The sequence below is a fragment of the Burkholderia sp. AU6039 genome, from assembly GCF_002223365.1.
In the GTDB taxonomy this organism is placed as follows: Bacteria; Pseudomonadota; Gammaproteobacteria; order Burkholderiales; family Burkholderiaceae; genus Burkholderia.
This window is the reverse complement of record NZ_NKFK01000003.1, coordinates 1,502,488-1,519,380: the sequence shown is the minus strand read 5'-3', so window position 1 is coordinate 1,519,380 and position 16,893 is coordinate 1,502,488. Positions and strand designations below refer to the sequence as shown.

Sequence of the window (16,893 nt, the reverse complement as noted above, 5' to 3'; positions counted from 1 at the left end):
TGCCCCCGGGGGCTTTGTTCGTTCAACGCAGGAGAGAAGCAGCACATCATGAATAGCCAGTCGGGCGCGCCGGTCGCGGGCGCGCCGTCCTCCGTTTCCTCCTCCGGCGCCGATGCGCGCGCCGAGAACTTTGTCCAGATCGTCGACGTCGTCAAGAAATTCGGCGACACCGAAGCCGTGCGCAGCGTCAACCTGACCGTGCGCCAGGGCGAGCTGTTCGCGCTGCTCGGCAGCTCGGGCTGCGGCAAGTCGACGTTGCTGCGGATGCTCGCGGGCCTCGAGACGGTCACGTCGGGCAAGATCCTGATCGACGGCGAGGACCTCGCGCAGATGCCGCCGTACAAGCGGCCCGTGAACATGATGTTCCAGTCGTATGCGCTGTTCCCGCACATGTCGGTCGAGTCGAACGTCGCGTTCGGTCTCAAGCAGGAAGGCACGCCGAAGGCCGAGCTGAAGGAGCGCGTCGCTTCGGCGCTCGAACTCGTGCAGATGAGCAAGTACGCGAAGCGCAAGCCGCATCAGCTGTCCGGCGGCCAGCAGCAGCGCGTCGCGCTCGCGCGCTCGCTGGTCAAGCGGCCGAAGCTGCTGCTGCTCGACGAGCCGATGTCCGCGCTCGACAAGCAGATCCGCCAGCGCACGCAGATCGAGCTCGTCAACATCCTGAACAAGGTCGGCGTCACCTGCATCATGGTCACGCACGACCAGGAAGAGGCGATGACGATGGCCAATCGCCTCGCGGTGATGAGCGAAGGGCAGATCGTGCAGATCGGCTCGCCGAACGAGGTGTACGAATATCCGAACAGCCGCTTCTCGGCCGAATTCATCGGCTCGACGAACCTGTTCGACGGCGTGACCGTCGAGGACGAACCCGACCACGTGTACATCGAGTCTCCGGAGCTGCCGAGCCGGCTGTACGTGAGCCACGGGATCTCGGGCCCGCTCGGGATGCCGGTCACCGTGTCGGTGCGCCCCGAACGGATCGCGCTCACGCGCAAGCCGCCCGAAGGCGCGTTCAACTGGGCGCGCGGCCGGATCAGCAACGTCGCGTACATGGGCGGCTACTCGCTGTATCACGTGAAGCTCGACGGCGGCAAGACGGTGATCGCGAACGTGTCGAGCCTCGCGATTTCGGAGCTCGAGACGCCGGCACTCGGCGACGAGATCTACGTGCGCTGGAGCGCGACGGCCGGCGTGGTGCTGACGTCATGACCGCGTTCAAGTCCCTGCTCGAGTGGCCGGTGCGGCGCTTCAACCTGACGGGCGCCACGGCGGTTGTCGCCGGGCCGTTCACGTGGCTCGTGCTGTTCTTCCTCGTGCCGTTCGTGCTGGTCGTGAAGATCAGCTTCGCGGAGCTGCAGCTCGGCATCCCGCCGTACACGGAGCTCGCGTCGTACGCGGACGGCGTCGTGCACGTCGCGCTGAACCTGTCGCACTACGCATTCCTGTTCACGGACAGCCTGTATTTCGCGACCTACGTGAACTCGGTGTGGGTGGCCGCGATCACGACGCTGCTGTGCCTGCTGATCGGCTATCCGATGGCGTACTACATCGCGCGCTCGAACCCGGCGACCCGCAACCTGCTGATGATGGGCGTGATGCTGCCGTTCTGGACGTCGTTCCTGATCCGCGTGTACGCGTGGATCGGCATCCTGAAGAACAACGGGCTGCTGAACAACTTCCTGATGTGGATCGGGCTCACGCATACGCCGATCGAGCTGTATCGCACCAACTACGCGGTGTACATCGGGATGGTCTATTCGTACCTGCCGTTCCTCGTGATGCCGCTCTACGCCCACCTCGTGAAGATGGACCTGCGCCTGCTCGAAGCCGCGTACGACCTCGGCGCCAAGCCGTGGAAGGCATTCGTGCAGATCACGCTGCCGCTCTCGAAGAACGGGATCATCGCGGGCTGCCTGCTCGTGTTCATCCCTGCGGTCGGCGAGTACGTGATTCCCGAACTGCTCGGCGGCGCGAACACGCTGATGATCGGCCGCGTGATGTGGAATGAGTTCTTCAACAACGCAGACTGGCCGATGGCGTCGGCGGTGACCTGCGCGATGGTGCTGCTGCTGCTCGTGCCGATGGCGATGTTCCAGCACTTCCAGGCGAAGGAGCAGGGAGGCCGCCGATGAAGCCGAATCGTTACCTGCAGTTCGCGGCGCTGTTTGCCGGCTTCGCGTTCCTTTACATCCCGATCATCAGCCTGATCGTCTATTCGTTCAACGAGTCGAAGCTCGTCACCGTGTGGTCGGGTTTCTCGTTCCGCTGGTACGCGGCGCTCGTCGAGGACGACGAGCTGCTGACGGCCGCGTGGCTGTCGCTGAAGATCGGCGTGCTGACCGCGTTCGCGTCGGTGTTCATCGGCACGTGGGCCGGCTTCGTGCTCGCGCGGATGGGGCGCTTTCGCGGTTTCGCGCTGTTCAGCGGGATGATCAACGCGCCGCTCGTGATTCCCGAGGTGATCCAGGGGATCTCGCTCCTGCTGCTGTTCATCGAGCTGGCGAAGTGGATCGGCTGGCCGGCCGAGCGCGGCATGTTCACGATCTGGCTCGGCCACGTGATGCTGTGCATCTCGTACGTCGCGATCATCGTGCAGTCGCGCGTGCGCGAGCTGAACCCGTCGCTGGAAGAAGCCGCGCTCGATCTCGGTGCGACACCGCTGAAGGTGTTCTTCACGATCACGCTGCCGCTGATCTCGCAGGCGCTGATCGCGGGCTGGCTGCTGTCGTTCACGCTGTCGATCGACGACCTCGTGCTGTCGGCGTTCCTGTCGGGCCCCGGCTCGACGACGCTGCCGCTCGTGGTGTTCTCGCGTGTGCGGCTGGGCTTGAACCCGGAGATGAACGCGCTCGCGACGCTGTTCATCGTCGCGGTGACGGCCGGCGTCGTGATCGCGAACTTCGTGATGCTGCGCCAGGAACGCAAGCGGATGGCGGGGTTCGCGGCCTGACGTTCGGGTTGCGATCGCTGCTGTAAAAAAACGCCCGGTGCCGACGACGAGTCGGGCCGGGCGTTTTGTTTGGGTGGCGCTGCGTGTGGATCGGTGCCGGTCTATACGCGATTGCGACAGATGAACGGCATCGTAGACGGGACGCGGGTTCCATTCCCGCGCCGGTCGCGCACCGCCCTACGCGCCGAACGCCGCCTTCGCCAGCAGCCCGAGCGCGACGCACACAAGCACGGCCGCGAACCCGGCCTGCACGTGCCGCGCGGCGAGGTGGCGCGACGCGCCACGACCGGCGGCCATGCCGAGCGCGGTGGCGACGGTGAACCACAGCGTCACGTCGAGCGGTGCGCGCGTGCCCGACACGAGCGTGGCGAACACGCCGCCGGTGCCGACGAGCGCGATCACCATCAGCGACGTCGCGACGACACCGTGCATCGACACGTTCGTGAACTTGCGCAGCATCGGCACGATCACGAAGCCGCCGCCGACACCGAGCAGCCCCGTCATCAGGCCCGTCATCGCGCCGGTCGACGCCAGCGCGACGCCGACCGGCCAGGACCACACGAGCCGGCCCGTATCGGGATTCACGCGGCCGACGCACAGCGGCGACGCTTCCGCGTCGACCGGCGCGTGTCGCAGCGCCTGCCGCAACAGGCGGCCGGCGACGACCAGCATCGTCAGCGCGAACAACGCGAGCAGCAGGCGTTGCGGCAGCACGTGCGCGAGCCGTACGCCGAGCGTGGTCAGCGGCACGCCGGCCACGGCCATCAGCAGCGCCGCGCGATAGCGCACGAGCCCGCGGCGGAACCCTTCGAGCGCGCCGAGCGCGGCGCTGCCGGCCACTGCGACGAGCGCGACGGGCGTGGCCTGCTGCATCGGCCAGCCCATGCCGACGACGAGCGCGGGCACCGCGAGGATGCCGCCGCCGGCGCCGGTCAGGCCCAGCACGGCGCCGACGAAACCGCCCAGTACGAGGGAAATCAGCATGACGTCAGCGGGCTCCGGTCAACGTGCGATCGCGGGCTTCGCAAGCCATTCGCGGCCCTTGAGCATCGCCTTCCAGTAAAGCGGCGGCAGCACGCGTTCCTTGAGCAGCCACGCGAGCCGCGACGGGCGCTTGCCGTCGATCAGCCACGCGGGGAAGGTCGGTGCGACCTTGCCGCCGTACAGGAATTCGGCGAGCACGATCTTGCCGCGCTCGACGGTGAGCGGGCACGAGCCGTAGCCGTCATAGGCGGCATCGCCGTGCGCGCGGCCGAGCGACGCGAGCAGGTTGTGCGCAACCACCGGCGCCTGCTTGCGGGCGGCCGCGGCCGTTTTCGCGTTGGTCGTGTTGGTGGCGTCGCCGAGCGCGTAGACGTCCGGATACTGCTTGTGCCGCAGCGTCGCCGGATCGACGTCGATCCAGCCGGCCGCATCGGCGAGCGGGCTCGACCGCACGAAGTCGGGCGCCTTCTGCGGCGGCACGACGTGGATCATGTCGAACGCACGCACGACGGTTTCCTTGCCGCCGTCCGGCAGCGCGCGCGCGAACGTCGCGCGTCGCGCGGGCCCGTCGATCGACACGAGGTTGTGGCCGAACGACAGCGCGATGTCGTAGCTTTTCACGTATTCCATCAGCGCGGGCACGTAGTCGGCGACGCCGAACAACGCGGCGCCCGCATTCAGGAACTCGACGTTCGCGGCCTCGAGGCGGCCCGCGCGCCGCCAGTGGTCGCACGACAGGTACATCGCCTTCTGCGGCGCGCCCGCGCACTTGATCGGCATCGGCGGCTGCGTGAAGAGCGCGTTGCCGCCGCGGAATGCGCGAACGAGTTCCCACGTGTACGGCGCGAGATCGTAGCGGTAGTTGGACGTGACGCCGTTGCGGCCGAGCGTGTCGGCCAGGCCTTCGATCCCGTGCCAGTCGAGCTTGAGCCCCGGGCACACGACCAGCTTGCGATAGCCGATGCGGCGGCAGCCGTCGAGCACGACCGTGTGCGCGTCGGGCTCGAAGCCCGCGACGGCGGCCTGGATCCGGTGCACGCCGCGCGGCAGCACGTCGGTCATCCGGCGCGCGGTGGTCTCGGGCCGGAATACGCCCGCGCCGACCATCGTCCAGCCCGGCTGGTAGTAGTGGACGTCGGCCGGATCGATCATGGCGATGTCGAGCGATGCGTCACGCGCGAGCAGGCTCGATGCAACCGCGATGCCTGCTGCGCCGGCGCCGACGATCACGATGTCGTGCCGCGCGTCGACGGTCGGTGCCGCCTGCCTGCCGCCTTGCGCGACGCGTGAGGCGATCGCGTGCAGGTCGTAGCCGGCCGCAGCGGCCGTCGCGACGATGTCGTTCAGCGGACGCAGGCCGGCTTGCGACAGCGCCCACAGCGTGGCCGAACGCGTACCGCTGCGGCAGTACGCGAGCACCGGCCCTTCGAGCGATGCGACGAGCGCGCCGAACTGCGCGGCCTGGTCGTCGGTCACCTTGCCGGTATCGACCGGCAGGTAATGCACGTCGATGCCGAGCGGCGCGGCGGCCGCGCGGATTTCGGTGACGGTCGGCTGGTCGGGGCCTTCGCCGTCGGGGCGGTTGCAGATGATCGCGCGGATGCCGGCCGCGTGAAGCGCGGGCAGGTCGGCCGCCGCGATCTGCGGCGAGACCGACAGCGTGTCGGTCAGCTTGCGGATGGTCATGTCGGGGGTCTCCGGATGGGGGGCGTGTCGCTCAGATCGCGTCGAGCGGGATCTTCAGATAGCGCACGCCGTTGTCTTCGGGCTCGGGCAGGTGGCCGGCGCGCATGTTGACCTGCACGGACGGCAGCATCAGCACGGGCATCGCGAGCGTGGCGTCGCGCGCGGTGCGCATCGCGACGAAATCGTCCTCGGTCACGCCGTCCTTCACGTGCACGTTCGCGCGTCGCTGCTCGGCCACGGTCGTCTCGAACTGCACGTCGCGGCCGCCCGGCTGGTAGTCGTGGCACAGGTACAGGCGCGTGTCGGGCGGCAGGCCGAGCACGCGCGCGATCGAGCGGTACAGCGTGCGCGCGTCGCCGCCGGGGAAGTCGCAGCGGGCCGTGCCGTAGTCGGGCATGAACAGCGTGTCGCCGACGAATGCCGCGCGCTGTGTCGCGTCGTCGATGCAGTAGGTCATGCATGCGGGCGTGTGGCCCGGCGTATGCAGCGCGCGGATCGTCAGCGCGCCGAGCGCGAGCGTGTCGCCGTCGTCGAGCAGCCGGTCGAACTGGCGGCCGTCCTGCGCGAAGCCGGGGCCCGCGTTGAACAGCGTGCCGAACACGTGCTGCACGCGGCGCACGTGCGAGCCGATCGCGATCCGGCCGCCGACGTGTTCCTTCAGGTATGGCGCGGCCGACAGGTGGTCGGCGTGCACGTGGGTTTCCAGCAGCCAGTGCACGTCGGCGCCGAGTTCGGCGACGCGGGCGATCAGCCGGTCGGCGCTCGCGGTGTGCGTGCGGCCGGATTTCGGGTCGTAGTCGAGCACGCTGTCGATCAGCGCGCACGCGCGGCTCGCGGTATCGAGCAGCAGATAGCTGACGGTGTGGGTCGCCGGGTCGAAAAAGCCTTCGACCGACAGCGTGGTGGCATGGCTCACGGGGTGTCCTCGATCGGGTTCTGCATCTGCAATCGGGATCGGTAACTCAAGAAGCGTGCCAGCGTGCGCCGACGCACCGGCCGATCCGCCAGGGGCTTGATTCGGCTCGGGTTTTCGGTGCGGTTGCAGCGATGAACGGGTGTTGGCGGCATCCGGCTGCGGCTGCCGACTGCCATGTTTGGCAGTGTCGTGGCAGAATTGGCAGTCTGCCTGGCAGTTCGTCAGGCACTCCTTCACCGAGCGTCCGCATGAATCCGCACGACACCATCCCGATCGTCCCCGCGCCGCGCCGCGACGCCATGCCCGACGTGCGCGCGCTCGTCGCGTATCTCGAGCAGGATCCGCAGCCGATGATCGTCGTCGATCCCGACTACCGCATCCTCGCGGCGAACGATGCGTACCGGCGCCAGTTCGGGGTCGCGGGCGTCGAGCACGTGGGCCGGCACTGTTTCCAGGTCTCGCATCACTACGACGTGCCGTGCGACCAGGCCGGCGAGCATTGCCCGATGAAGCAGGCGCTCGAATCGCGCGGGCTGAACCGCGTGCTGCACATCCACCACACGCCGCGCGGCCCCGAGCATGTCGACGTCGAATTGCGGCCGATCTTCGATGCCGACGGCAACGTGATCGCGTACGTCGAGCGGCTGACGACGGTGCGCAGCGCATCCGCGCAGCCGAGCGCGGAAGGGCTCGTCGGCGGCGCCGACGCGTTCAATGCGGCGCTCGGCGCATTGCAGCGCGTCGCGCCCTCGATGCTGCCGGTGCTGCTGCTCGGCGAATCGGGCACCGGCAAGGAGCTGTTCGCCCGCGCGCTGCACGAGGCGAGCGACCGCGCGATGGGGCCGTTCGTCGTCGTCGATTGCTCGGGGATCGCCGAGACGCTGTTCGAGAGCGAGCTGTTCGGTTACGAGAAGGGCGCGTTCACCGGCGCGAACCAGCGCAAGCCGGGCCTCGTGGAGACCGCGCAGGGCGGCACGCTGTTTCTCGACGAGATCGGCGACGTGCCGCTGCCGATGCAGGTGAAGCTGCTGCGCCTGATCGAGTCGGGCACGTTCCGCCGTGTGGGCGGCGTCGAGGCGCTGCGTGCGGATTTCCGGCTGGTCGCGGCTACGCACAAGCCGCTGCGCGAGATGATCGACGACGGCCGGTTCCGGCAGGACCTCTACTACCGGATCAACGCGTTTCCGATTCCGTTGCCGGCGCTGCGCGAGCGGCGCGGGGACGTTGCGCTGCTGGCCGAATCGATCCTGCGGCGGATCGCGAACACGCGCGCCAGTGCGGGCGATGCGGGCGCGCGGCCGTTCGCGGCCCGGCCGTTCGTGCTGACCGAGCGCGCGCTCGCGTGTCTCGATGCGTATGCGTGGCCGGGCAACATCCGCGAGCTGCGCAACGTGCTCGAACGCGCGTGCCTGTTCGCGGACGACGGGACGATCCGGATCGAGCATCTGCCGGCCGAGCTGGTCGCCGCATCGGTCGCGCCGCAGGACCGGGCTGCCGATGCGCGCGGCGTGTCGGACGCGGAACTCGTGCGGATCGCGCGCACGTTCGACGGCACGCGCAAGGCGCTCGCCGAGCAGGTCGGGATGAGCGAGCGGACGTTGTACCGGCGGATGAAGGCGCTCGGGCTCGGGGCGCGCGAGCGCTGAGCGTGCGCACGCGACGGGCGGCTGGCAGCGGCTGGCGGCTTTGTCGATAATGGCGCGTTCGAATCTGCCTCCCCCTCGCCGATGAAGAGACGCCTCCTTTCGCCTTGCCTGTTTCTAGCAGCCTCTGCGCTGTGCAACGTGGCGCAGGCCGCCGCCGAGTACACGTGGACCGACGCGGCCGGCGCGCATGCGGTGACGCTCGCGAGAACCGAGTCCGGCGACGACGTCGAACTCAAGGTCGCCGCGACGCTCGACGGCCGGCCCGACTGGACCGTGCGTGACTACGTGAAGGCATGCCCGGTCGACGTGATTCTCGACGTCGTCCCCGCGTCGATCGAAATGCGCGACCTGCTCGGCAACGGCCGCAAGCAGTTCCTGTTCGCGTACAAGATCGGCTGCCGCGGCGATGTGAGCGCCGACCAGGTCAAATACTTCCTGATCGACCAGGGCACGAAGTACGTGCTGCGCGGCGAGGAAACGGTCACGGTCAACGGCAAGTTCATGGACGGCGGCGCGGCGCCCGTGCCGAATGCGGACCTGAAAGCCCAACCCGAGTTTCTGCGCTACATGACGAAGCACTGGCACGGGATCAGCGTGCGCGACTATCGGTAGGGACGCGCGCGGCGGTCGCGACGGTGCGTTCGACATGCGCCTGTCGAGGTGAATCGAGCGTGCTGTACGATAAGAAATCATGCGTATGCGATGATTAATTATCGTTTTACGATAATTTTCGGTGTACACTCAACGCACATTCATTTCCCGCCGAGGACTTCGCATGCATTCCGATCGCATTGCCCGTATCAGCCAATGCATGGCTGCCGTCACGCTGTCGTTGATCGTCGGCTTGTTGGTGCTTAACGCAGCGTTCTGGGCCTTTCCGTCGTTGATCCTGAGTCGAACTGGGCCCGGGTTTGCATTCGGCTTGTCCGACTCGGTGATCTCCAACCTGAACGTCGACGTCGCTGCGTTCCCGTGGTGGCAGAAGGTCGGCGGCTTTCTGTTGTCGGGCGTCCCGCTCGTCGCGCTTGCGAACGGCCTGCGTCACCTGCGTCTGCTGTTCCGCACGTATGCGCAGCGCGACTACTTCTCCGCGCAAGCGGCCGGCCATCTCGGCAAGACCGGGCGCGCGATCGGCCTGTGGGTATTGCTGAGCGTACTGTGCGAACCGCTCCTCAGTATGTGGGCGACGATGCTCGAACCGGTCGGCCAGCGGATGGTCAGCATCGGCTTCGGTCTGCCGTACGTCGTCGCGCTGTTCACCGCGGCCTGCATTGCCGTGATCGCACACATCCTCCGGCAGGCGAGTACGCTCGACGCCGAGCATCGGCAGTTCGTCTGAGGCGCGCCATGTCGATCGTGGTCAGGCTCGATGTGATGCTCGCGACGCGCAAGGTCCGCTCGAAGGATCTCGCGGCCGCCGTCGGCATCACCGAACAGAATCTGTCGCTGCTCAAGCAAGGGAAGGTCAAGGGCATCCGCTTCGCAACGCTCGAGGCGATCTGCCGCTATCTCGACTGCCAGCCAGGCGACCTGCTCGCGTTCAGCGATGACGGTGTCGGCGAGGCGGACTGACACACCGCGACTTCCAGGTGCCGAGGTGACGTGGTGGCGGCGTGCCGCCGGTCCCGCGCCGCGCACGGGTTGCAAAGGTGAAGCGGGCGACACGCGGAAAACCCGCCTGCCGCCCGCAACCTCATGCGCTCAACCTGCTCAACGCGCCGGCGCCAGCTGCGCCATCGCCTCCCGCACGAAGCCGATCAGCGTATCGTCGATCCACGAATCCTTCGTCAGCGACGGCTCGTTCATCATCGCGTGGCGGAATTTCGCGTGCGTGGCCGGATCGTTGCCGGCATAGCTGCAGAACAGCGTGAGCCAGCGCTGCGCGAGCGCGCGGCCTTCCGGTGAATCCGGCCGAGCGCCCGCATCGATGGCATCGCGCACGTCGCCCATCAATTGCGGCCATGCCATCGCGCTTTCACCATAGTGCGCCCGCATGAAGCGGATCTCGTCCGGCGCGAGATACTTCTCGAAGATCCGCATCTTGGTTTCCGACGACGCGCGCAGCACATAGTCGCGCAGCGCGGTCGAAATGCCGATCTTCGACTGCATCGCCGGTTCGTGTTCGTGCATCAGGTTCAGCTTCGCCAGCAGCCGCGGATCGTTGTTCGTGTCGCGCACGAGCAGCGCCATCCAGCGGCTGGCGAGCGCACGGGTGCGTTCGTCCTCGGCGGGCACGCCCGCGTCGTGCAGCGCACGCACCTCGTCGACGAGTGCGATCCATTCGGCGTCGCCCGCCTGGCTCTTCTGGTACATCGGCAGGCGCGCGAGTTCTTCCTCGGAAAAATATTTGTCGTACACGGTCATCAACTCCAGTGTGGTGAGCCAATCAGCCAGCTCCGGCTCCGTGCCCGCGGCGAGCTGCGCATGCAGGTTTACGAGCCGCTCGCGCAGCTGCGTGGTCTGCGCGAGCTGACGGTCGAGCAGCGCGATCTGCTTCGCGACGATCTCGACGAGCGGCGTGTCGGGCTGGTTCAGGTGGTCGCCGATTTCGGTGAGCGACAGGCCGAAGCGACGCAGCGCCTGGATCTGGTGGAGCCGGGCGATGTCGTGGCGGTCGTACAGCCGGTAGCCGTTGTCGGCGCGCGCCGAAGGCGTCAGCAGACCGATCGCGTGATAGTGATGAAGCGTGCGAACGGTCAGCCCGCTGCGTTTCGCCAGTTCTCCCACTTTCAGTCGCATTCGTTCCTCCATTCGGGTCGCACACTGGAGTCTCGAACGTTACGCTACGTGAGGGTCAAGCGGAAGATCGGAAATCGGGTGCGCGGCGGGATTCCGCGCACCCGATCGCAGGGCCGGCTTATTGCGGCGCAGGCGGGGTGTCGGCGCCGGCGGCGCGCGCTTGCTGGCCGGTGGCGGCCGCGTCGGCCGACTTGTCGGTCTTGCTCGACTGGTCGGCCTTGTCAGTCTTGTCGACCGGCGGCGTGCCCATCGCCTGGTAAAGCCGCGCGGTATCCGCGAACCGCGCGCCGGTCGCGCGGATCTCGTCGAGCCGTGCGTTGCGATACTGCAGCTCGCTGGCGCGCGCGGCCGACGGCGGCAGCGCGCCGAGCCGCACGCGGGCCGCCGCGTCGTCGTACGCGCCGCGCGCGGACAGCGCGGCACGGGACGACGCGTCGAGCGCCTCCGCATCGTGCTCGAGCGCGGCGAGCGAATCGGCGACGTTCTGGAACGCGCCGAGCACGGCCTGCTTGTACTGGTCGACGGCGGCCTCGTAGGTCGCCTTCGCCGCACGGCGCTGCGCGAGCAGCGCGCCGCCATGGAAGATCGGCTGGCTCAGCGACGCGCCGACGTTCCAGATCGCGCCGGCGCCCGACAGCATCGTCGGCCAGCTGAAGCCGCCTTTGCCCATCGCGGCCGACAGCGACAGCTGCGGGAACATCTGCGCGGTCGCGAGGCCCACTTCGGCCGCGGCCGCCTTCAGCCCCGCGTCGGCCGCCTGGATGTCCGGGCGGCTTTGCAGCAGGTCCGACGGCACGACGACGGGCACTTGCTCGGGCAGGTGCAGATCGGCGAGCGTCAGATCGGCTGGCGGCTGGTCAGGCGTGCGGCCGACCAGCACCGCGAGTGCGTGGCGTGCCGAGTCGCGCTGCTGGCGCAGCGCGGGCAGGCTTGCCGCGAACGTGTCGGCGCTTTGCCGCGCGTTCAGCGCGTCGCTGCGCGAGGCCGATCCGAGCGCGTAGCGGCGTTCGGCATCGTGCGCCTGGTCGTTGGCGAGCGCGACGAGCCGCTCGGTCGTGTTGATCTGCGCATTCAGCACCGACACCGTGATCGACGCGGTGACGATGTTTGCGGCCAGCGCGCGCCGTGCGGATTCGAGCTGGAACGCGCTGACGTCGACGCGGCGCGCCAGCGCGCGGTTCGCGAAACGCGACGCGCCGAACAGGTCGATCGTGTAGCTCGCCTGCAGCTGCCCGACGAATGTGTCGTACAGCAGCGTCGGCGCGCCGAGCGCGGGAATCGGCACGCCGAGCGCGCGCTGGCGCGTCGCCTGGCCGCCCGCGTCGATCGACGGCAGCATCGAGCTGCCGATCTGCCCGCGCAACTGTTCGCGCGCGGCATCGAGCGAGTGGGATGCCGCGCTCAACGTCGGGCTGTTGCGCAGCCCTTCGTCGACGAGCGCGTTCAGCGCGTCGGAGCGGTACTGTTTCCACCAGTCGGGCACCGGTTGCGCGCCGACCTCGAACTGCTGCGTGACGCCTTGCGCGGACACGGTCTGCTGGACTTGCGGCGTGGCGCCATAGTGCGCGGGCGACGGCATCGCGGGCGGCTCGCCGCTCGGCGCGAACCAGGCGCAGCCCGCGAGCGGGCCGGCGAGGCTCGCCACCGCGAGTGCCCGCACGGCGTGTGTTTTCAGGTTCATCGATCGATCCATGGTCAGGCTCCCGACGGCGCGGCAGGCGTGCCGCCAGGCGGCGGGCCGTCATGCGGGTCGCGTTCGTCGTGCTTCACGCGGAACCACGTCGCATACAGCGCGGGCAGGTAGAACAGCGTCAGCACGGTCGCGCTCGTGATGCCGCCCATCAGCGCGGTCGCCATCGGCCCGAAGAAGTTCGAGCGCAGCAGCGGGATCAGCGCGAGCACGGCGGCCGCGGCCGTCAGCGTGATCGGGCGGAAGCGCCGCACGGTCGCGCCGATGATCGCGTCGATACGGCGGTGGCCGACCGCGATGTCCTGCTCGATCTGGTCGACGAGGATCACCGAGTTGCGCATGATGATCCCGAACATCGCGATCACGCCGAGCATCGCGACGAAGCCGAACGGCTGGCCGAACAGCAGCAGCGTGGCGACCACGCCGATCAGCCCGAGCGGCGCGGTCAGCACGACCATCAGCACGCGCGAGAAGCTCTGCAGCTGGATCATCAGCAGCGTGAACACGGCGATCGCCATCAGCGGCATCTGCGCATTGATCGACTTCTGCGCCTTCGCGCTTTCCTCGACCGAGCCGCCGATGTTGATCTGATAGCCGACCGGCAGTTGCGCGCGCAACGTGTTCAGCTTCGCGTCGACCGCATGGGTGACGTCGATGCCCTGCGCGCCGGCGCGCACGTCGGACTGCACGGTGATGGTCGGCTGGCGGTCGCGCTCCCACACGACGCCGTATTCGAGCGTCGGCTTGAAGCGGCCGAGCGAGCCGAGCGGCACGGGGCCGTTCGGGGTCGGCAGCGCGAGGCCGGCGAGCTTGCCCGGATCGACCCGATCGGCGCGCGGCGCGCGCAGGTCGACCGCGATCAGCTTGTCACGCTCGCGGTACTGCGTGACGGTCGTGCCGGACAGCGTCATCGCGAGGAAGCTCGACACGTCCTGCGACGTGACGTTCAGCTCGCGCGCCTTCTTCTGGTCGATCTCGAAACGCACCGAGCGCTCGGCCGGCTCGTCCCAGTCGAACTGCACGTTGACGGTGCGTGCGTCGCCGCGCATCGTCGCCGCGACCTTCTCGGCGATCGAGCGGACCGTCGCGATGCTGTCGCCGCTCACGCGGAACTGCACCGGATAGCCGACCGGCGGGCCGTTCTCGAGCCGCGACAGCCGCGAGCGCACGGCCGGGAACTGCTCGCGCAACGTGGTGTCGAGCCAGGTCGCGAGCTTCTCGCGGTCCTTCACCGATTTCGCGGTGATCACGAACTGCGCGAAGTTCGGCAGCTGAAGCTGCTGGTCGAGCGGCAGGTAGAAGCGCGGCGCGCCGCTGCCGACGAAGTTCACCGAATGATCGATCTCGGGGCGCTTGTCGATCACTTTCTCGAGCCCTTCGGTCTCGCGCAGCGTCGCCGCGAACGACGCGCCTTCGGGCAGCCGCAGGTCGACCAGCAGCTCGGGGCGGTCGGAGCTCGGGAAGAACTGCTGCGGCACGAGCGTGAAGCCCATCAGCGCGACGACGAACAGCGCGCCCGTGATCAGCAGCACGACGAAGCGCCGTTCGATGCACCAGTCGATCCAGCCGCGCAGCCGCCGGTAGAACCGCGTGTCGTAGATGTCGTGCTCGTGGTCGTCGGGCAGGTGCGCTTCATGCGCTTGCCGCTTGCGCTCGGGCAGCAGGTGGAAGCCGAGCAGCGGGATCAGCACGACCGCCGCGAACCACGACGCGATCAGTGCGATCGCCGACACCTCGAAGATCGAGCGCGTGTATTCGCCGGTGCTCGATTTCGCGAGCGCGATCGGCAGGAAGCCCGACACGGTGACGAGCGTGCCCGTCAGCATCGGGAACGCGGTGCTCGTATAGGCGAATGCGGCGGCGCGGGCACGGGTGTAGCCCTGTTCGAGCTTCACGGCCATCATCTCGACCGCGATGATCGCGTCGTCGACCAGCAGCCCGAGCGCGAGCACGAGCGTGCCGAGCGACACCTTGTGCAGCCCGATGTCGAACAGGTACATGAAGAGGGCGGTGACCGCGAGCACCACGGGAATCGAGATCACGACCACCATCCCGGTGCGCAGGCCGAGCGACACGAGGCTCACCACCAGCACGATCGCGACGGCTTCCGCGACGGCTTCGAGGAAGTCGTCGACCGAATGCGCGACCGCATGCGGCATGCTCGATACCAGCGTCAGCTTGAGGCCGGCCGGCAGTTGCGCCTGCAGGTCCTTCGATTCGGCGTCGAGCGCCTTGCCGAGCCGGATCACGTCGCCGCCCGGCTGCATCGTGACGCCGATGCCGAGCACCGCCTTGCCGTTCGAACGCATCTGCGTGACGGCCGGATCGTCGTAGCCGCGCTTCACCGTCGCGAGATCGCCGAGCCGGAACGTGCGGCCGTTGATGCGGATCAGCGTGTCGGCGATCGCGTCGACGTTGTCGAACTGGCCGCTCGGCCGCACGAACACGCGATCGTCGCTGGTCGTCAGCGTGCCGGCCGACGAGATGTCGTTCTGCGCGTTGATCGCCTGCCCGAGCTGCTGCGGCGAGATGCCGAGGCGCGTGAGCTGCGCGTTGTTGACCTCGATGAAGATCCGCTGGCCGGGGTCGCCGAAATAGTCGACCTTGCCGACACCCGGCACGCGCAGCAGCACGGTGCGCAGCTGGTCGGCGTAATCGTGGAGCTGCGCGGGCGTGAAGCCGTCGCCTTCGAGCGTCCAGATGTTGGTATAGACGTCGCCGAATTCGTCGTTGAAGAACGGGCCCTGCACGCCGGGCGGCAGCGTATAGCCGATGTCGCCGACCTTCTTGCGGATCTGGTACCAGGTTTCCGGCACGTCCTTCACGGGCGCCGAATCCTTCATCGTGAAGAAGATCAGCGATTCGCCGGGGCGCGAATAGCTGCGCAGGAAGTCGATGGCCGGCGTTTCCTGCAGCTTGCGGCCGATCCGGTCGGTGACCTGTTCCTGCACCTGCCGCGCAGTTGCGCCGGGCCAGAACGTGCGGATCACCATCACGCGGAACGTGAACGGCGGGTCTTCGGATTGCGCGAGGCGGGTGTAGGCAAGAATGCCCGCGAGCGTCGCGAGCGCGATCAGGTAGACGACCAGCGCCTGGTGGCGCAGCGCCCACGCCGACAGGTTGAAGCGGCCTTCTTCGTAGGAAGCGCTCACGATGCGAAGTCCTCCGGATGCAGCGGCGCGATCGCGCGGACCTTCTCGCCCGCGCTGACCGTGTGCACGCCCTGCAGCACGACGCGTTCGCCGGGCTGCAGCCCGTGCGACACCGTCACCGTGCGCTCGTTGAAGCGCGCGACGTCGACGCGGCGCAGCTCGAGCGTGTCGTCCTTCGTGCGCACGACCCACACGGCCGGCTGCTGGCCGTCATGGAACAGCGCGGTCGCGGGCAGCGTGATCGACTGCGCGTCGCCGGCGGCCGGTGCGCCGTCGAACGCGACGCTGGCCGTCATCCCGAGCCGGATCGCCGGATCGGGCGCGGCGAGCGTGAGCTTCACGCGATACGTGCGGCTTTGCGGATCGGCGGCCGGTGCGATTTCTCGCACCTTCGCGGCGAACGGGCGGCCCGGCAGCGACGGCAGCGTGACGGTGGCCGCGTGGCCCGGCGTGAGCGATGCAAGCGCGGCCTCGGGCACGTCGCTGACGACGTCGACGTCGCCGGACCACGCGAGCTGGTAGACGGCCTGGCCGGCCGACACGTTCTGGCCGGTGTCGGCCTGTTCGGCGGTGATATAGCCCGCGTGGTCGGCGACGAGCGTCGCGTAGCGAAGCTGGTTCTTCGCGAGCGCGAGCTGTTGCTGCGCCTGGTCGCGCTGCGCGAGCGCCGACGTGTAGCTGTTCTCGGTCTGCTCGAGCTGCGCGGTCGCGATCAGGTTTTCGCGCGCCTGCGCGCGATCGCGGTCGAGCTGCTGCTTCGCGAACGCGAGGCTGTGCGTCGCGGCATCGAGCTGCGCCTGCGCGCTCGCGGCGTTCTTCTCGACGTCGGACGGATCGAGCAGCGCGACGACCTGGCCGACCTTGACCGTATCGCCGAGGCGCACCTTGCGCTCGATGATCTTGCCGGCGATGCGGAACGACAGCGGGGTGGCGTAGCGCGGCTGGATCTCGCCGGGGAGCGTGCGGGCGACGGCAGCGTCGTCGGCATGGGCGGGCAGCGCGACGACGGGGCGCGGGGCGGGCGGCGCGGATTCTTTCGGATGACAGGCGGCGACGACGAGCGCGGCGCCGACCAGCAGCGCGACGCGGGAACCGGAGCGATTCACGAAACCCCCAGATGAGGTGAGAGC

Annotated in this window: 15 protein-coding genes; 7 read left to right on the top strand and 8 right to left on the bottom strand. The window is 68.4% G+C overall.

Annotated elements, in window-relative coordinates; translation table 11 throughout:
* The first annotated feature begins 48 nt into the window (after window positions 1-48).
* Genes CFB39_RS09685 through CFB39_RS09675 form a run of 3 tightly spaced genes read left to right on the top strand, consistent with a single transcriptional unit; the run spans window position 49 to window position 2,950 of the window.
* Window positions 49-1,209, top strand: coding sequence for an ABC transporter ATP-binding protein (locus tag CFB39_RS09685; RefSeq protein ID WP_089472891.1), 1,161 nt, complete (start codon window positions 49-51; stop codon window positions 1,207-1,209).
* Complete coding sequence (locus CFB39_RS09680; RefSeq protein WP_089425520.1) at window positions 1,206-2,132, top strand: ABC transporter permease subunit; 927 nt, start codon at window positions 1,206-1,208, stop codon at window positions 2,130-2,132. Before CFB39_RS09685 ends, CFB39_RS09680 begins: the two co-directional genes overlap by 4 nt.
* A complete protein-coding gene (locus CFB39_RS09675) occupies window positions 2,129-2,950 on the top strand; it encodes an ABC transporter permease subunit (RefSeq protein ID WP_089472890.1) in 822 nt (273 codons plus the stop codon). The genes CFB39_RS09680 and CFB39_RS09675 overlap by 4 nt, the downstream gene beginning before the upstream one ends.
* Window positions 2,951-3,127: 177 nt before the next feature.
* On the opposite strand, the gene CFB39_RS09670 is transcribed toward CFB39_RS09675, so the two are convergent.
* Genes CFB39_RS09670 through CFB39_RS39305 form a run of 4 tightly spaced genes read right to left on the bottom strand, consistent with a single transcriptional unit; the run spans window position 3,128 to window position 6,712 of the window.
* Window positions 3,128-3,934 carry a sulfite exporter TauE/SafE family protein gene (locus CFB39_RS09670; protein ID WP_089425518.1) on the bottom strand — a complete coding sequence of 269 codons (807 nt, stop codon included), beginning with the start codon at window positions 3,932-3,934 and terminating at the stop codon, window positions 3,128-3,130.
* Between the two features lie 18 nt (window positions 3,935-3,952).
* On the bottom strand, window positions 3,953-5,620 hold the full coding sequence (locus CFB39_RS09665) for a bifunctional protein tyrosine phosphatase family protein/NAD(P)/FAD-dependent oxidoreductase (protein WP_089472889.1): 1,668 nt from the start codon (window positions 5,618-5,620) through the stop codon (window positions 3,953-3,955).
* A gap of 31 nt (window positions 5,621-5,651) precedes the next feature.
* Window positions 5,652-6,536, bottom strand: a complete 885-nt coding sequence (locus CFB39_RS09660; protein WP_089472888.1) for an MBL fold metallo-hydrolase — start codon at window positions 6,534-6,536, stop codon at window positions 5,652-5,654.
* Window positions 6,533-6,712: a hypothetical protein gene (locus tag CFB39_RS39305; RefSeq protein WP_144030249.1), complete on the bottom strand. Its 180-nt coding sequence runs from the start codon at window positions 6,710-6,712 to the stop codon at window positions 6,533-6,535. Before CFB39_RS39305 ends, CFB39_RS09660 begins: the two co-directional genes overlap by 4 nt.
* 72 nt (window positions 6,713-6,784) lie before the next feature.
* Between CFB39_RS39305 and CFB39_RS09655 the strand changes: the two genes are divergently transcribed.
* The 4 genes from CFB39_RS09655 (at window position 6,785) to CFB39_RS09640 (ending at window position 9,754) form a co-directional block, all read left to right on the top strand.
* Complete coding sequence (locus CFB39_RS09655) at window positions 6,785-8,182, top strand: sigma-54-dependent Fis family transcriptional regulator (RefSeq protein WP_089472887.1); 1,398 nt, start codon at window positions 6,785-6,787, stop codon at window positions 8,180-8,182.
* A gap of 81 nt (window positions 8,183-8,263) precedes the next feature.
* A complete protein-coding gene (locus CFB39_RS09650; RefSeq protein ID WP_089472886.1) occupies window positions 8,264-8,794 on the top strand; it encodes a M949_RS01915 family surface polysaccharide biosynthesis protein in 531 nt (176 codons plus the stop codon).
* 163 nt (window positions 8,795-8,957) lie between these two features.
* Complete coding sequence (locus CFB39_RS09645) at window positions 8,958-9,521, top strand: DUF2975 domain-containing protein (RefSeq protein ID WP_089472885.1); 564 nt, start codon at window positions 8,958-8,960, stop codon at window positions 9,519-9,521.
* Window positions 9,522-9,529: 8 nt separating this feature from the next.
* Window positions 9,530-9,754 (top strand): helix-turn-helix transcriptional regulator, encoded by a 225-nt coding sequence (locus CFB39_RS09640; protein WP_089472884.1) that lies wholly within the window; start codon window positions 9,530-9,532, stop codon window positions 9,752-9,754.
* A 138-nt stretch (window positions 9,755-9,892) separates the two neighbouring features.
* On the opposite strand, the gene CFB39_RS09635 is transcribed toward CFB39_RS09640, so the two are convergent.
* From CFB39_RS09635 to CFB39_RS09620, 4 genes are all read right to left on the bottom strand, one after another.
* Entirely contained in the window at window positions 9,893-10,921 is a 1,029-nt protein-coding gene (locus tag CFB39_RS09635; protein ID WP_089472883.1) for a MerR family transcriptional regulator, read from the bottom strand.
* 118 nt (window positions 10,922-11,039) lie between these two features.
* Window positions 11,040-12,614 carry an efflux transporter outer membrane subunit gene (locus CFB39_RS09630; RefSeq protein WP_089472882.1) on the bottom strand — a complete coding sequence of 525 codons (1,575 nt, stop codon included), beginning with the start codon at window positions 12,612-12,614 and terminating at the stop codon, window positions 11,040-11,042.
* 2 nt (window positions 12,615-12,616) lie between these two features.
* Complete coding sequence (locus CFB39_RS09625; protein ID WP_089472881.1) at window positions 12,617-15,763, bottom strand: efflux RND transporter permease subunit; 3,147 nt, start codon at window positions 15,761-15,763, stop codon at window positions 12,617-12,619.
* Window positions 15,760-16,869 (bottom strand): efflux RND transporter periplasmic adaptor subunit, encoded by a 1,110-nt coding sequence (locus tag CFB39_RS09620; protein WP_089425510.1) that lies wholly within the window; start codon window positions 16,867-16,869, stop codon window positions 15,760-15,762. Before CFB39_RS09620 ends, CFB39_RS09625 begins: the two co-directional genes overlap by 4 nt.
* Window positions 16,870-16,893: the final 24 nt, after the last annotated feature.

Bases quoted from the DNA above. Each gene is read 5' to 3' on its own strand.
- CFB39_RS09655 (WP_089472887.1), top strand. From the start codon at position 6,785: ATGAATCCGCACGACACCATCCCGATCGTCCCCGCGCCGCGCCGCGAC.
- CFB39_RS09680 (WP_089425520.1), top strand. From the start codon at position 1,206: ATGACCGCGTTCAAGTCCCTGCTCGAGTGGCCGGTGCGGCGCTTCAAC.
- CFB39_RS09645 (WP_089472885.1), top strand. From the start codon at position 8,958: ATGCATTCCGATCGCATTGCCCGTATCAGCCAATGCATGGCTGCCGTC.
- CFB39_RS39305 (WP_144030249.1), bottom strand. From the start codon at position 6,712: ATGGCAGTCGGCAGCCGCAGCCGGATGCCGCCAACACCCGTTCATCGC.
- CFB39_RS09650 (WP_089472886.1), top strand. From the start codon at position 8,264: ATGAAGAGACGCCTCCTTTCGCCTTGCCTGTTTCTAGCAGCCTCTGCG.
- CFB39_RS09665 (WP_089472889.1), bottom strand. From the start codon at position 5,620: ATGACCATCCGCAAGCTGACCGACACGCTGTCGGTCTCGCCGCAGATC.
- CFB39_RS09685 (WP_089472891.1), top strand. From the start codon at position 49: ATGAATAGCCAGTCGGGCGCGCCGGTCGCGGGCGCGCCGTCCTCCGTT.
- CFB39_RS09670 (WP_089425518.1), bottom strand. From the start codon at position 3,934: ATGCTGATTTCCCTCGTACTGGGCGGTTTCGTCGGCGCCGTGCTGGGC.
- CFB39_RS09640 (WP_089472884.1), top strand. From the start codon at position 9,530: ATGTCGATCGTGGTCAGGCTCGATGTGATGCTCGCGACGCGCAAGGTC.
- CFB39_RS09630 (WP_089472882.1), bottom strand. From the start codon at position 12,614: ATGGATCGATCGATGAACCTGAAAACACACGCCGTGCGGGCACTCGCG.
- CFB39_RS09675 (WP_089472890.1), top strand. From the start codon at position 2,129: ATGAAGCCGAATCGTTACCTGCAGTTCGCGGCGCTGTTTGCCGGCTTC.
- CFB39_RS09635 (WP_089472883.1), bottom strand. From the start codon at position 10,921: ATGCGACTGAAAGTGGGAGAACTGGCGAAACGCAGCGGGCTGACCGTT.